The organism is Afipia sp. GAS231, assembly GCF_900103365.1.
In the GTDB taxonomy this organism is placed as follows: domain Bacteria; phylum Pseudomonadota; class Alphaproteobacteria; order Rhizobiales; family Xanthobacteraceae; genus Bradyrhizobium.
In genome coordinates, this window is sequence record NZ_LT629703.1 from 3,157,730 (window position 1) to 3,170,156 (window position 12,427).

At 63.2% G+C, this 12,427-nt stretch carries 15 protein-coding genes; 6 read left to right on the plus strand and 9 right to left on the minus strand.

The window, feature by feature from the left end; all coding sequences use genetic code 11:
• The first annotated feature begins 36 nt into the window (after nt 1–36).
• The 3 genes from BLS26_RS14950 to radC all read left to right on the plus strand — a co-directional run bounded on the left by BLS26_RS14950 (nt 37) and on the right by radC (nt 3,151).
• A complete protein-coding gene (locus BLS26_RS14950; protein WP_092512286.1) occupies nt 37–1,359 on the plus strand; it encodes a mechanosensitive ion channel family protein in 1,323 nt (440 codons plus the stop codon).
• Nucleotides 1,360–1,523: 164 nt separating this feature from the next.
• Nucleotides 1,524–2,345 carry a type I methionyl aminopeptidase gene (map, locus tag BLS26_RS14955; RefSeq protein WP_092512288.1) on the plus strand — a complete coding sequence of 274 codons (822 nt, stop codon included), beginning with the start codon at nt 1,524–1,526 and terminating at the stop codon, nt 2,343–2,345.
• Nucleotides 2,346–2,410: 65 nt separating this feature from the next.
• Nucleotides 2,411–3,151 (plus strand): DNA repair protein RadC, encoded by a 741-nt coding sequence (gene radC / locus BLS26_RS14960; protein ID WP_092512290.1) that lies wholly within the window; start codon nt 2,411–2,413, stop codon nt 3,149–3,151.
• Between the two features lie 92 nt (nt 3,152–3,243).
• On the opposite strand, the gene BLS26_RS14965 is transcribed toward radC, so the two are convergent.
• Nucleotides 3,244–3,621 (minus strand): hypothetical protein, encoded by a 378-nt coding sequence (locus BLS26_RS14965; protein WP_092512292.1) that lies wholly within the window; start codon nt 3,619–3,621, stop codon nt 3,244–3,246.
• A gap of 170 nt (nt 3,622–3,791) precedes the next feature.
• Between BLS26_RS14965 and BLS26_RS14970 the strand changes: the two genes are divergently transcribed.
• Nucleotides 3,792–4,103 carry a putative quinol monooxygenase gene (locus BLS26_RS14970; protein WP_092512294.1) on the plus strand — a complete coding sequence of 104 codons (312 nt, stop codon included), beginning with the start codon at nt 3,792–3,794 and terminating at the stop codon, nt 4,101–4,103.
• A gap of 49 nt (nt 4,104–4,152) precedes the next feature.
• Here the strand turns inward: BLS26_RS14970 and BLS26_RS14975 are convergent, their stop codons facing one another.
• From BLS26_RS14975 to BLS26_RS14985, 3 genes are all read right to left on the minus strand, one after another.
• Complete coding sequence (locus BLS26_RS14975) at nt 4,153–4,437, minus strand: GFA family protein (RefSeq protein ID WP_244541946.1); 285 nt, start codon at nt 4,435–4,437, stop codon at nt 4,153–4,155.
• A gap of 130 nt (nt 4,438–4,567) precedes the next feature.
• Nucleotides 4,568–5,863, minus strand: coding sequence for an RNA polymerase sigma factor (locus BLS26_RS14980; protein ID WP_092512298.1), 1,296 nt, complete (start codon nt 5,861–5,863; stop codon nt 4,568–4,570).
• A gap of 43 nt (nt 5,864–5,906) precedes the next feature.
• Nucleotides 5,907–6,311 carry a YciI family protein gene (locus tag BLS26_RS14985; RefSeq protein ID WP_092512300.1) on the minus strand — a complete coding sequence of 135 codons (405 nt, stop codon included), beginning with the start codon at nt 6,309–6,311 and terminating at the stop codon, nt 5,907–5,909.
• A 188-nt stretch (nt 6,312–6,499) separates the two neighbouring features.
• On the opposite strand from BLS26_RS14985, the gene BLS26_RS14990 reads away from it, so the two are divergent.
• On the plus strand, nt 6,500–7,012 hold the full coding sequence (locus BLS26_RS14990; RefSeq protein WP_371360826.1) for a GDSL-type esterase/lipase family protein: 513 nt from the start codon (nt 6,500–6,502) through the stop codon (nt 7,010–7,012).
• 19 nt (nt 7,013–7,031) lie between these two features.
• Here the strand turns inward: BLS26_RS14990 and BLS26_RS14995 are convergent, their stop codons facing one another.
• The 5 genes from BLS26_RS14995 to BLS26_RS15015 are packed head-to-tail and all read right to left on the minus strand — an operon-like array spanning nt 7,032 to nt 11,339.
• Complete coding sequence (locus BLS26_RS14995; protein WP_244541997.1) at nt 7,032–7,712, minus strand: AprI/Inh family metalloprotease inhibitor; 681 nt, start codon at nt 7,710–7,712, stop codon at nt 7,032–7,034.
• 23 nt (nt 7,713–7,735) lie between these two features.
• Complete coding sequence (locus BLS26_RS15000) at nt 7,736–8,725, minus strand: 2-hydroxyacid dehydrogenase (protein WP_092512304.1); 990 nt, start codon at nt 8,723–8,725, stop codon at nt 7,736–7,738.
• The gene (locus tag BLS26_RS15005; protein WP_092512306.1) at nt 8,725–9,513 is read right to left on the minus strand and encodes an ABC transporter permease; all 789 of its coding nucleotides are present in this window, start codon (nt 9,511–9,513) and stop codon (nt 8,725–8,727) included. Before BLS26_RS15005 ends, BLS26_RS15000 begins: the two co-directional genes overlap by 1 nt.
• The gene (locus BLS26_RS15010; RefSeq protein WP_092512308.1) at nt 9,510–10,313 is read right to left on the minus strand and encodes an ABC transporter ATP-binding protein; all 804 of its coding nucleotides are present in this window, start codon (nt 10,311–10,313) and stop codon (nt 9,510–9,512) included. Before BLS26_RS15010 ends, BLS26_RS15005 begins: the two co-directional genes overlap by 4 nt.
• 6 nt (nt 10,314–10,319) lie before the next feature.
• Nucleotides 10,320–11,339: an ABC transporter substrate-binding protein gene (locus tag BLS26_RS15015; RefSeq protein ID WP_092512310.1), complete on the minus strand. Its 1,020-nt coding sequence runs from the start codon at nt 11,337–11,339 to the stop codon at nt 10,320–10,322.
• A 178-nt stretch (nt 11,340–11,517) separates the two neighbouring features.
• Here BLS26_RS15015 and BLS26_RS15020 point away from each other — a divergent pair, with 178 nt between their 5' ends.
• The gene (locus tag BLS26_RS15020; protein ID WP_092512312.1) at nt 11,518–12,342 is read left to right on the plus strand and encodes a creatininase family protein; all 825 of its coding nucleotides are present in this window, start codon (nt 11,518–11,520) and stop codon (nt 12,340–12,342) included.
• Nucleotides 12,343–12,427: the final 85 nt, after the last annotated feature.

The window sequence follows — 12,427 nt, forward strand, 5'->3', positions numbered from 1 at the left end:
ACGTTGGCCCGCTGAGGCCGAAAAGAGATTTTGCGAATGGATATGGACCTGAAGGACGTTATCGAGTTTCTGCACGCGACCGCGCGATCGCTGGGCGCCGAGGTCACCTCGCCATGGTTCTATCTGCAGTTCGGCCTGATCCTGGCCGCGTTCGGTATCGCGTACGCTGCGGATGCGGGGATCCGTGCGCGCGTCGACATGTCATCGGTGGCCATGAAGTGGCCGCTGCCGTTGCGGCGGCTTGCCCACGTGCTGGTCGGCAGCGCGTCGACCGTGGTGTTCGCGATCCTGGTGATCGCGTCGCGGGTCACGATGTACCATTCGACCTGGCCGAGCCGCAGCTATTTGCTCGCGGTCTCGGCCAAGCTGGCGCTGGCCTGGCTCGCGATCCGGCTCATTACATCCGTCATCCGCAACGCCTTCATCGTCCGCGTGGTGTCGATTTCGGCCTGGCTGATCGCCGCCTTGAGCATTCTCGGCCAGCTCGGGCCTGCGATCGATATCCTGGATTCCGACCAGGTTGCGATCGTGCTCGGCGGGCTGCGGCTGACGCCGCTGGTCCTGATCAAGCTCGGCGCGCTGCTGATCTTGGCGCTGTGGCTGACCAACATCGCCAGCAACTTCGCCGAGAGCCGGATCAACCGCTCGACCGACCTGACGCCGTCGATCCAGGTGCTGCTGGTCAAGATGATCCGGATGGGACTGATGGTGATCGCCGTGGCGATCGCGGTCAGCGCCGTCGGCATCAACCTTTCGGCGCTCGCGGTATTCTCCGGCGCGGTCGGCGTCGGTATCGGTATCGGCCTGCAGAAGATCGTCGCGAATTTCATCTCGGGTATCATCCTGCTCGCGGACAAGTCGGTGAAGCCGGGCGACCTCGTCACCATCGGCGACAGTTCGGGGCGGATCAGCGCGATGAAGACGCGCTATATTTCGGTCGCCGCCGGCGATGGCCGCGAGTTCCTGATCCCGAACGAGGATCTGGTGACGCAGAAGGTGGTGAACTGGACCTACACCGACAAGAACACGCTGGTGAAGGTGCTGTTCAGCACCAATTACGACGCCGAACCGAGGCTGGTCTGCAAGCTGGCGATCGAGATCGCCGCCGCCGCGCCACGCGCCATCAAGAACAAGCCGCCGAACTGTATCCTGACCGAATTCGCCGAAGCCGGGATGAAGTTCTCCCTGACCTTCTGGATCGCCGACCCCGACGGCATGGACAATGTGAAGAGCGACGTGATGCTGGCGCTGTGGGACGTGTTCAAGCGCGAGGGCATACGGGTGCCCTACCCGGTGCGGGAAATCCGGGTCCGCGGCGGCGCCTTGCCGGTCGAGACCGTGGTGGAGGCTTCCGGCTAGAGCCTGCCTGGTTTTCCAGAGTCTGCCGGCTCTGACGGAAGCAAGGCCTTTTGAAGGCCTCCAAACCCCCAACCTTGGCTTGCACTGACCGTCCCGATCATTAAATTAGGTGCAAATCAGTCCATTCCCTCAGCCCTCGCGCCCTGCCGAAGCATGACCCGCCCATGAGCTATATCGAAGCGACAGACACCTCCTTGCGAAAGACCGGCCAGATCAAGCTGCATGGACCGAACGCGTTTGCCGGCATGCGCAAGGCAGGCGCACTGGTCGCCAAATGCCTCGACGAGCTCACCGACGTGGTCAAGGAGGGCCTCCCGACCTCTGTCATCGACGAGTTCGTCCGCAACTTCGCCTTCAGCAACGGCGCCTATCCGGCGACGCTGATGTATCGCGGTTACCGCTATTCGACCTGCACCTCGATCAATCACGTGGTCTGCCACGGCATGCCCGGCGACCGCGCGCTGAAGGAGGGCGACGTCGTCAATGTCGACGTCACCTTCATCGTCGACGGCTGGTACGGCGATTCCAGCCGTATGTATGTGATCGGGCCCATCGCCCGAAAGGCGGAACGGCTGATCGAAGTCACCTATGAGGCGATGATGCGCGGCATCGCCTCCGTAAAACCCGGCGCCACCACCGGCGACATCGGCCACGCCATCCAGAGTTTTGTCGAACCGCAGGGCATGAGCGTGGTGCGCGATTTCTGCGGCCACGGCCTCGGGCGCATGTTCCACGACGAGCCGAACATCATCCATATCGGCCGGCCCGGCGAAGGCGTCGCACTGAAGCCCGGCATGTTCTTCACCATCGAGCCGATGATCAATCTCGGCAAGCCGCATGTGAAGATCCTGTCCGATGGCTGGACCGCCGTCACCCGCGACCGCTCGCTGTCGGCGCAATTCGAGCATTCGGTCGGCGTGACCGCAACCGGCGTCGAAATCTTCACGCTGTCGCAGCGCCATGGCGAGAAGCCGCTGGCCGCGTGATTTCGGGTCGCGAGACCTGCAATTCGTGATTGCAAAAGCTACACGGCACGGCATGCTCCCTGCCGATGCCCGCGAAGACCGACGATAAGCCTGATCCATCCGCCGAGACGCCGCATTATCACGGCCATCGGGAACGGCTGCGCGAGCGCTTCTACCGCGCCGGGCCGGACGCGCTCAGCGATTACGAACTGCTGGAAATGGCGCTGTTTCCGGCCCTGCCCCGGCGCGATACCAAGCCGCTGGCAAAGTTGCTCTTAAAGAAATTCGGCTCGTTCGCCGAAGTCATCCACGCGCCGGTGGCGCGCTTGCGCGAAGTCGAGGGGATCGGCGAGGCCTCGGTCAACCAGATCAAGCTGCTCGCCGCGGCCGCGACACGGGTGGCGAAAGGCGAGGTCAAAAAGAGTATCGCGCTGTCGTCCTGGAACGACGTCATCGATTATATCAGGACCGGCATGGCGTTCGCCGACAAGGAGCAGTTTCGCCTGCTGTTCCTCGACAAGCGCAATCAACTGATATCCGACGAGGTGCAGCAGACCGGCACCGTCGACCACACCCCGGTCTACCCGCGCGAAGTCATCAAGCGCGCGCTGGAATTATCCGCGACCGCGCTGATCCTGGTGCACAACCATCCCTCCGGCGATCCGACGCCCTCCCAGGCCGACATCCAGATGACCAAGGCGATCGTCGATATCGCCACGCCGCTCGGCATTTCCGTGCACGACCACATCATCGTCGGCAAGAACGGGCACGCGAGCTTGAAGGGGATGAAGCTGATTAGGCGGTGGCCAGGCCGCCGCGATCCTTGACCCCAGTAAAAATATCGAAAACAACCCCATGCAAAGTAGCCGGCGGTCATGAATGACGCATCGCGGAAGCCGGCGGCCGCGGCAAGACGGCTTCACGAACTCACCCATCGCTGCACAGCCTCGACCGTGTCGGCCGGCGTGGTGTTGAAGCCGATCGCCGCATGCGGGGTGTGGACGTGAACGAGATTGAGAATCTTTTCGAACAGCAACAGGCGTTCCGGCGGTTCGCGCAGTCCGGCGCCGATCACGACGCAATCGAGCGGCCTTGAGGCCAGCGCCGCCTTGGCCACCGTCATGGCGGTTTCACCGAGATCGATCAGCCAGCTCTCGGCGTCGTAACCCTGCGCGCGAAGCTTTGCGATTTGCGTCTCGATGAAGTGATTGACCAGCTCCGGCGTGAACCCGGGGAACGCGCTGTAATCCACCAGGGAAGGATCGATACCAATCGCAAGCACCGTCTTTTTCGTCATCCGCTTGTTCCGTGCAGGGTGAGCAGGTCATTGCAGAAACGCCCCAACGGCAAGTCGGGTTCCGCTGACATCACTATTCGACCGTTGCCGAAGCATTCTTGTCAGGAAGCGGGCATGCTGCGCCTGAGCCGGCGATTGAAATCGGCCGGCGGCATTCACAGGAGAACATCATGACAGCCACCAACAACGCCAACCAGAACCTGGTCGTCACCGCCTTCTGGGAAGTCAATTCCGGCGAGGAAGGCGCGGTCGCAGCATTGCTGCAGGAGTTCCTGCCGCGGGCCCAGCGCGAACCCGGCGTCAAGGAATTCCAGATCCACCAGAACATCGCCAAGCCCAGGGAATTCTTTTTCTACGAAGTGTTCGCGGGTGAATCGGCATTCGCCGACCACCAGCAGACCGACCATTTCAAGAACATCATCGTCGGCCAGGCTGTCCCCAAACTTGCCAAACGCGAGCGGTCCCAGTTCCGGTTCATCTGAATTGATGACGGTGACGCGCGGCGGATAGTCCCGCCGCGCGTCGGTCGGACTATTTTGACGGCCGCATGTTCGGGATTTTGGGCAACGCTGGATCCAGATGATCCCAGGCGTGCCCGCGGGATGCGAACATCACCAGATCCGGCTTGAAATCGGAGGGATCGTCGAGCGTGCCAACATAGACGCCGAGCATGTCGGGCTTGGATAGCGGCTTGTTGTCGAGCGGCGAGCCGCAGGACCCGCAAAACCCTTTCAGTTTCTGCTCGCCGGAATCCGCTGTCCGCAAGGTCTCGGTAACGACGCCAGTGACAGCAAGAGCGGCTCGCGGGAACACCATGACGGAAGCATGTCCGGAGCCGGTATCCCTTTGACAGTCACGGCATTGGCATTGGAAGCCGCGAATGGAAGCGGCCGTTATCGCGTAACGGACTTTGCCGCAGCAGCAACCACCCGCGTAGCGCGTCATATCAGCCTCCATCGCCGGCGCGATCGTCACATCCTGTCGAACCGGCGGCCTCGGCGGCGCGTCGCTTCAGTAACTCCTGTTCACGCCGGTTACCCGCGAGCTCCGCAGCCGCGCTGAAGGCGTCGCGCGCTTCATCGAAACGGCCGAGCTTTTGCAGCAGATCGCCGCGCACGCTTGGCAGCAGGTGATAGGCTTTCAGCGCCGGCTCGTGAGCCAATGCCTCCACCATCGCCAGCGCCACGGCCGGGCCCTCGGCCATGCCGACGGCCACCGCGCGGTTGAGTTCGATGATCGGCGAGCGCACCAGTTCGTTAAGCTCGGTGTAGAGCCGGACGATGCGCGGCCAGTCGGTTTCATCAGGCGTGCTTGCCGTGGCATGGCAGGCGACGATCGCCGCCTGCAGCGCATAGAACCCGCCGCCACCTCCGAGTTCGCGCGCCCGCGCCAAGGACAGCAAGCCGCGGCGGATCTGGAGCTGGTCCCACAATGCGCGGTTCTGGTCCATCAGCAGGATGGGTTCGCCGGCGGTGTCCGTGCGTGCGGACGTGCGTGAGGCATTCAACTCCATCAGCGCCAGCAGGCCGTGCGCTTCCGCCTCCTGCGTCGCGATCGAGGTGAGCACGCGGCCCATCCGCAGCGCGTCGTTGCAGAGTTGCGGCCGCAGCCATTCGTCGCCGCGGGCCGCAGCGTAGCCTTCGTTGAAGATGAGGTAGACGACCTCCAGGACCGACGCGAGGCGCTCGGAAAGCTCCTCGCCGCGCGGGGTCTCATAGGCAAGGCCCGACTCGGACAGCGTCCGCTTCGCTCGCACGATGCGTTGCGCGATCGTCGGCTCGGGCAGCAGGAAGGCGCGCGCGATCTCTTCCGTCGTCAGGCCGCAGATCATCTTCAGCGCCAGCGCGGCACGGGCCTCGCGCGACAGCTTGGGGTGGCAGGCCGTGAAGATCAGCCGAAGCAGTTCGTCACCGATATCGTCGTCCAGCGCCGCGTCCGGATCGGGCATCGTCTGCTGCTCCTGCAAGAGGTCGCGCACCAGCATCTCGTGCTTGCGCGCGAGCATGTGGCGGCGGCGCAGTTGATCCAGCGCCCGGCGTTTGGCCGAAGCCATCAGCCACGCGCCGGGCTTGTCCGGCACGCCGGTCCTGGGCCAATGTTCGAGCGCCGCCAGCAGCGCTTCCTGGGTGAGGTCCTCGGCCAGCGGCACGTCGCGCAGCATCCGGGACAGGCCCGTGATCAGCCGCGGCTGTTCGATCCGCCAGACCGCGAGGATGGTGCTGTTGACGTCGGCGGCCGTCATCGCCGCCGACGTGGCAGAAACCGTCTGCTCAAGCGTCGCCCGCTCAAGAGGCGATCTTGGCCGGCTCGGCATCGACCTGGCAGTCCATTTCGTCCCCAGGCGAAGCCATGATGCGAACTTCACAGGTGCCTTCCCAGCCGGGCATGTGGTCGAGGTGAAGCTGCATGAACTCGCGCGCCGCGGCCAGCGCTTCTTCCTTGTTGCGCAGTTCGAAGATGGCGTAGCCGCCGATCATCTCCTTGGTTTCGACGAAGGGCCCGTCGACCACGCTCAGCTTGCCATCCGTGATCCTGACCTGGGCGCCCATCTGGACCGGCAGCAGCCCACCGCTGTCCAGCATCCGGCCGGCCTTGATCTCCCGCTCGGCCAGCTTGTGCATGGCTTCCATCAGGGCCGGGGTGGGCCCGCGGGTCGGCTGCGACGAGGTAACGACATACATGAAGCGCATCGGAAAACTCCCGTTGAGGCGAGCCGCGGCGACGATCGCCGCAAAACTGTCTCGCTATTGAGGTCGACGAACGGAACCGCTGGAAATCGACAGGCAACCTGAAAATCTTTCAAACGGCCCCGCGAAGCTGATTGCAACCCGGGATGCCGGCCCGATAGGATATCCGGATCAATACTAGGGAGGAAGCTGTGAGATCGCGCACCCTTCGGCCTGGTATTTTGGGGGCGCTTGCAGTGCTGGCAGCCCTGTCGAGTTTCGTGCCTGCGTCGGCTGATGCCGCGACGATCGTGGCGCTGGGAGCGAGCAACACCTACGGCAAGGGGGTCGCGCGCAATGAGGCCTTTCCCGCGCAACTCGAAGCGATTTTGCGAGCCAAGCGCGCCGGCATTCATGTCGTAAATGCCGGCATCAACGGCGATACGACCGAGGGCATGTTGCGGCGGCTCGATCACGCCGTGCCGAACGGGACCAGCGCCGTCATCCTGCAGCCCGGCGGCAACGACCGGCGCAAGGGCTCGCCCGACCGGACATCCGAGATCCAGAGCCGGCTGAGCGCCCGTGGTATCCCGGTTATCATGATCGCAAACGGCACGTTCAGGGGATTGCCGCATCAGCCCGACGGCCAACACCTGACCCCGGAAGGCTACCGCATGCTCGCCGAGCAGATCGCGTCTCAGGTCGCGGGGGCGATCGGCCGCTAGAGGCGATCGGCGGGCGCCGCTACTGCCCGCGGATCATGATCAGCGGATCGGCGCTGTCGGGCACCCGCCGCCATTGCGCGTTGTCGTCGGCCTCGAATTGCCAAGTCTCGCCCTTGGACGACATCAGCTGCATCTGGCCGTGATCGAGCCGCCACTGGGTCGGCGCGAAGGCGGCGACGGCGGGATCGCATTTCGGCTTCAAAAACACCTGGAAATTATCCTGCCCGGCCTCGGTGTTGGTCAGCGTCAGGCCGCACACCGCCTGGCCGTTGCCGCGCACCATCGACCAGTCGCCGATCATCTGGTCCATCGATTTGGCGAGCGATCGGGCGGCGGCGAGGTTCTGCAGGATGTAGACGCCCTCGTTGGTGCGCAGCCCTTCGAAGATACCGCTCTCGACCTCGGTGAAATCGATCACCGGCTGGCCGCTCGCGTCCTGCAGCCGCACGATGTCGCCCAGCCCCTTGACGTTCCAGGACGTAATATCCTTGGTGAACGGCAACGCCGCCGCGCAGCCGGGTTCTAATTCCAGCTTTAGTCCCTGCGGCGTCGCATCGCCCTTCAGCGTGACGACGCAGGTCTTGCTGCGCTCGGTGGTCGCCAGCTCCCACTGGCCGACCATGTCTTTCTTCAGGTTCGGGGCATCCTGCGCCGCAACCGGCGGCGCAAGCAGTGGCAGCGCCGAAAGCGCCGCCACCATGATGACCCGACCGCGCGAAAACATCAGCGCCCCTTCACCGGGGTTTCCGGAACCGGCGTCAGCGGCGCCTTGCCGGCAAACCAGTTCTTGAGATTATCGACCACGAGCTGATCCATGGCATTGCGCGTTACCACCGAAGCCGAGCCGATATGTGGCAACAGCACGACATTTTGCATCGACTTCAGTTCGTCGGGCACGCTCGGCTCCTTGGCGAACACGTCGAGCCCCGCGGCCAGGATGGTGCCGGACTTCAGCGCCGCCACCAGCGCCTCCTCGTCGACCACCGAGCCGCGCGCCACGTTGATCAGCACGCCGCGCGGGCCGAGCGCCTTCAGCACGTCGGCATTGATCATCTTTGCGGTGGCCGCGCCGCCGGGCACGATCACGATCAGCGTATCGACCGCCTTCGCCATCTCCATCAGGTCGCCGTAGTGCTTGTACGACACCGCCGAGGACGGGTTGCGCGAATGATAGGAAACCGGGACGCGCGAGGCCTCGAGCCGGCGGCCGATCGCCTGCCCGATCCGGCCCATGCCGACGATTCCAATTTTGCGGTCGCGCAGCGAGCCGACGCTCAGCGGATAATTCTGGGTGGTCCACAGGCCGGAGCGCAGATAGCGGTCGGCCTTGACGAATTCGCGCAGGGTCGCGATCAGCAGTCCCATCGCGACGTCGGCGACCTCCTCGGTCAGCACGTCGGGCGTGTTGGTGACGACGACATTGTGCTCACGCGCATAAGCGCAATCGACGTGGTCGTAGCCGACGCCGAAGCTTGCGACCATTTCGAGCTTCGGAAAATGCGCCAGCGCTTTTCCGTCGGCATGCACCGTATGGTAGGTGACCGCGACGCCGCGAACCTTCGCCAGCACGTCCGGTGTCAGCCGTTCGAGATCGGCGCGGCTTTCGGCCGTATGCAGGACGAACTGGTCCGAAAAGCCGTTTTCGAGGATCGGCCTGATCGGTCCGTAGATCAGAAGATCGATCTTCTCGGATGAAATATTCGCGGCAGCCATTAGTTTTCCTTTCCGAGCGCGCTTTCATGCCAGCGCCGTAGTACGAGATGTGAAATTAGCGCCAGCAGCCCATAGATGACAATCCCGGCGGCGGACAGAAGCAGCAACGCCGCGAACATTCGGGGAATGTTGAGGCGGTAGCCGGATTCGGCAATCCGGAACGCCAGACCGGAGCCGGCGCCCGCGGTGCCCGCCGCGATTTCGGCGACGACAGCGCCGATCAGCGACAGGCCGCCCGCAATGCGCAGGCCGCCCAGAATGTAGGGCAGCGCCGCCGGCAGTTTCAGGTACCGCAGCGTTTGCAGCCGTGACGCGCCATAAAGCTGGAAAAGCCCGGCGAGATTGCGATCGACCGAGTTCAGCCCGAGCGTGGTGTTCGACAGCACCGGAAAGAAACCGACGATCCAGGCGCAGACGACGACCGCGGTCTGCTGCGGCAGATAGATCAGCAGCAACGGCGCAATCGCAATGACCGGCGTGACCTGCAGGATCACCGCGTAGGGAAACAGCGAATATTCCAACACCCGGGATTGATTGAACAACAGCGCCAGCGCGACGCCGCCGACGGCCGCGGCGACGAATCCTTCCAGCGTCGTTAGAAGTGTGACGCCGAGCGATTCCGACAGCACCTGCCAATCGGCAACCAGCGTCTGAAACACCAATAGCGGCCCCGGCAGCACATAAGGCTGGATGTCGTTGATATCGACCACGGCTTCCCATGCCAGGAGGCCCGCCGCGAGCACGATGACGGGAAGCAGGATGCGGCCGAGGTTCGGAAGCGAGCTCATGCGCCTGACAGCCCCAAATAAGAGGGCGACAGCGCCTTGGAGACCTCACGGCAATAGGCGGCATAGCCGGAAGACATCCGGAAATCCTCGACGCGCGGCTCTGGCGTATCGATGCGAAATTCGCTGGCGATGCGTCCGGGCCGCGATGTCATCACGATCACGCGCTGCGACAGATAGACCGACTCGAATACGGAATGGGTGACGAACACGACGGTCTTTTTCAGATTGCGCCATAGCTCGAGCAGGTCGTTGTTGAGCCGAAAGCGCGTGATCTCGTCGAGCGCGGCAAACGGTTCGTCCATCAACAAGATGTCCGGATCGGTGACCAGCGCGCGGGCCAGCGAGACCCGCATCTTCATCCCGCCGGACAATTCGCGCGGGTAGGCATCGGCAAATTCGGCAAGCCCGACCTGCGCCAGCGCCTCGCGAACGCGCGCATCGGCATCTGCCGCCGGCGCATGCGACAGTTTCAGCGGCAGGCGAACGTTTTCGCGCACGCTCGCCCATGGCATCAGGGTCGGCTCCTGAAACACGAAGCCGATGGAATGTCGGCGATCCGTCTCGCCGGCGCGGTGCGACACACTCACCGTCCCCGAACTCGGTGTCGCGAGCCCCGCGATCAACCGCAGCGCGGTGGATTTTCCGCAACCGGAAGGCCCGAGCAGCGAAACGAATTCGCCGCGCGCCACGTCAAGATCGAACGGCCCCAGCGCGGTGACGCCGTTGTCGTAAGTTTTGGTGGCGCCGCGCAGCCGCACGGCGACGCTGGCAATATCCGTCTCTGATGCGGTATCCGCCATCGGGCGTCAGTTCTTCGGCCGCAAATTGAGACCGACGGCCTTGTTGGTAAAGCGAAGCGTGTAGGCCTGGCGGTAGTCGATATCGCCTTTGACCACGCCGGCCCGCACCATCTTGTCGAAGAAGCTCGCGACCCGCGCGTCGCTCATGGCGCCGATGCCGTCCTTCAAGGTGTCGCCGGAATCGACGATGCCGTATTCCTTCATCTTGGCCAGCGAATAAGCCAGCAGTTCGTCGGTCATGTCGGGGTTGAGCTTCTTGATCATCTCGTTCGTCGACTTGTTGTCGCCGTAGAGATAATTGTACCAGCCGATGATGGAGGCATCGACGAAGCGCTGCACCAGGTCCGGCTTCTTGTCGACCATGTCGGTACGGGTCTCGATCAGGGTCGAATAGGCACTCCAGCCGTAATCGGCCATCAGCACCACGTTCGGCTTGAAGCCCGCGGCCTTCTGCACGGCATAGGGTTCGGAGGTGACATAGCCCTGCATCGCGCTCTGCTTGTTCACGATGAAGGGCTGCGGGTTGAAGGTGTAGGGTTTGACCTTGCTTTCGTTGAAGCCGTATTCGGACTTCAGCCACTGGAAATAGCTCGCAAGCCCCTCCTTCGACACCAATAACGTCAGCGGCTTGAGATCGTCGAGCTTGCTGATCTTGATTTCAGGGTGGGTCAGCAGGACCAGCGGGTCCTTCTGGAACATGGCCGCCACCGTCACCAACGGCACCTTGTTGGTGACCGCGTCGAACGATTGCAGCGTATTGGCGGTCATGAAGAAGTCGAGCTTGCCGGCAGTCAGCAGCATGCGGTTGTTGGTGTTGGGACCACCCGGCACGATCGACACGTCGAGGCCGTATTTCTGGTAGGTGCCGTCGGCGACCGCCTGGAAGAAGCCACCATGTTCGGCTTCCGCCACCCAATTGGTTCCGAACGAAACCTTGTCGAGGGTTTGGGCGCGTGCCGGCGTCAACGCCGCCATCAGCGCCAAAAGGCCGGCGGTTAACGCTCGCGGCAAAAAGGCCGGGTTCATGGTTGGACTCCGTCGATCATTCTGGCCCAAGATTGAGAACATGATAGGAAGGCATTGGACGTGGATCACGTCCTCTGGGGTCACTGCGTGTTATCCAGGGCAGGCACCCCGGAATGACTAACAAACTACCCTGCAAATTCATCCAAAGAAACGCTCCTCCAAAGAAACACTTGGCTTGATGACTTCGCCCGTTCCACCCCGTGACTGGACCGACATCCACTGGCCCGATGTCACCGCGGCCGAGGCCGCGCGCTGGATCGCGGTGCTGCCGTTGGCGGCAACCGAGCAGCACGGCCCGCATTTGCCGCTGGAAACCGATGTCATGATCGGCGAGGCCTATCTGGCGCGGGTGCGCGAGCTGCTGCCCCCGGCGATCCCTGCCACCTTCCTGCCGATCCAGAAGGTCGGCATTTCCACCGAGCATACTGACTTCCCGGGCACGCTGACGCTGCCGACCGACGTCGCTCTGAGAGAGTGGATGGCGATCGGCGAAGACGTGGCGCGCAGAGGCATCCGCAAGCTCGTCATGGTGACGAGCCATGGCGGCAACAGTGCTGCGATGATGCTGGTGGCGCAGGATCTGCGCGCCAAACACCGGATGCTCGCGGTGACCACGAGCTGGTCGCGGTTCGGCGTTCCGGATGGATTGTTCTCAGGCGAAGAGCTGCGCTACGGCATTCACGGCGGCGCGGTCGAAACCTCGATCATGCTGGCGCGATATCCACACACCGTGCGCCAGCAAGCGATCGCGGATTTTCGACCCACGACCATCGCGATGGAAAAGGAATTCCGCTGGCTCTCGACACAACGGCCCGCCCCGTTCGCCTGGCAGGTGCAGGACCTGCACCCGAGTGGCGCGGTCGGCGACGCCAGCAAGGGCTCCGCGGACAAGGGCGAGAAGTTGCTCGACCACGGCGCGCGAGCGTTCTGCGAATTGCTTGATGACGTCGATAACTTCGACGTGAACAGACTGGCCGCCGGCCCGAATAAGTCACATAAGTAATTGTTATAACTACAGAATAATAGATCGTCCAAATCCCCCTCACGGGATTCGAACCGGAATCAAACAGCCTCCGTCCAACTGGCAT